1 protein-coding gene is annotated in these 1,658 nt (G+C 71.9%); it reads left to right on the top strand.

Annotated features, from left to right (window positions below):
* Positions 1–303: 303 nt before the first annotated feature.
* The coding region (locus MJ783_RS12780; RefSeq protein ID WP_239310643.1) for a diacylglycerol kinase family protein at positions 304–1,658 on the top strand (1,355 nt) is incomplete at its 3' end.

The following is a 1,658-nucleotide window of genomic DNA, read 5'->3' on the forward strand; positions in this document are numbered from 1 at the left end:
TCTTTGGGGTGTCGACCGACGACAACGCAGCGAGGTGCGTGCCCCAGCCCCGCGACGCCGCGTCCCCTATTGCCGGGCGCTCTAAAGCTCCACCGGGGCGTGTAGCGAGGCGGCCCCGGTTGGTGGTGGTGCGGGCGGAGACGGTAGGGGAGGCTCCTTCCCGCGGGGCTGTCTGGCAGCCGACCCGTCCACCCGCGCCAGGCCGGGGGAGAGCCGGCCCGCAAGTGGGCAGAAAGGATGCGTGACGACGAAGACGGGACGGATCGGGAGCTCCAGCGGTCATGCCGTAGCTGTGCCCGCCCGGTGAGCGTATCGCCGGGCGGCTCGGCCAGCTCCGCGACCAGGGCCCAGCGGTGGCTCGCGCGGGTCGCTTTGGCAGCCGCGGCTGCCGCGGCCGCGGTGCTGGTGGGTTTTGCCCGTATCGCGAGCGTGCTGTTGGTGGGAGTCGCGCTTGTCGCGCTGGCGGTGACCGCCGCGGGCATCTGGTGGTTGCTGACCACCCGTGGCGTGCGGAGGCTGCTGTCGCTCCTGCTGGTGGTCGCGGTGCCGGTGGCGGTCATGGTTCTCTACGCGTGGGTCGGTCTCATCTGGGTGGTGCTGGTGTCGTCGGCACTGTGGGCGCTGGCGGTCTCGACCGGCCGCGCCGCGCTCGCCCGGGACACAAGGCGGGCGGGAATCCCCCGGTCCGCGGCCGCCGAACACGAGGCACCCGCGCCCGAGCATCCCGTCATAATCATGAATCCGCACGCCGGCGGTGGAAAGGTGGCGAAGTACAACCTGGCGGAGCGGGCCGAAGAGCTGGGCGCCGACGTGGTCATGATGGACGTGTCAGGCAAAGCTGACGTGGTCGAACTAGCGCGCGCGGCGGTGAGCCGCGGGGCGGACCTGCTCGGCGTGGCCGGCGGCGACGGAACGCAGGCACTCGTAGCCGGCGTCGCGGCTGGATACGGCCTCCCCTTCATGGTCATCGCGGCCGGCACCCGCAACCACTTCGCGCTGGACCTCGGCCTGGACCGGGACGACCCGTCGACCTGCCTGAACGCGCTCACCGACGGCGTCGAACTGCGCGTCGACCTCGGATTCGTCGGCGGACGGCCCTTTGTCAACAACGTGTCCTTCGGCGCCTACGGGGCTGTGGTGCACAGTCCCGCCTATCGCGGTGACAAGGTCCAGACCCTCCTCGACATGCTCCCCGACCTGCTGGCCGAGCACGCTGGCCCGTACCTGGCGGTCCGTGCCGAGGGGCTCACCCTCGACGGGGCACGGGCGGTGCTGGTGAGCAACAATCCATACGGCACGGGTGACATCGCCGGTCTGGGGCGACGCGTGCGGCTGGACAGCGGGGTCCTCGGCATTCTCGGTGTCACCGTCGAGAACGCGGCACAGGCCGCGGGGCTGCTGCGCGGCAGGCACGGGGATGGTCTCGAGGTACGCACCGCGGCCGAGGTCGTTGTCGACGCGGCCGAGCCGAGCATCCAGATTGCTGTCGACGGCGAGGCGCTGTCGCTGTCCACACCGGTACGCTGCGTCGTCCGGCCGGGGGCCCTGCGGGTCCGGGTGCCGCGAGCCCGTCCCGGTGTCCCCGTGGCGAAGCCGCCGATGGACTGGCGACGGTTACGCGAGATGGCGCTGACGATGGCCCGGACCGCGGGCACGGG

The organism is Protofrankia sp. Cj3, from assembly GCF_917627355.1.
In the GTDB taxonomy this organism is placed as follows: domain Bacteria; phylum Actinomycetota; class Actinomycetes; order Frankiales; family Frankiaceae; genus Protofrankia.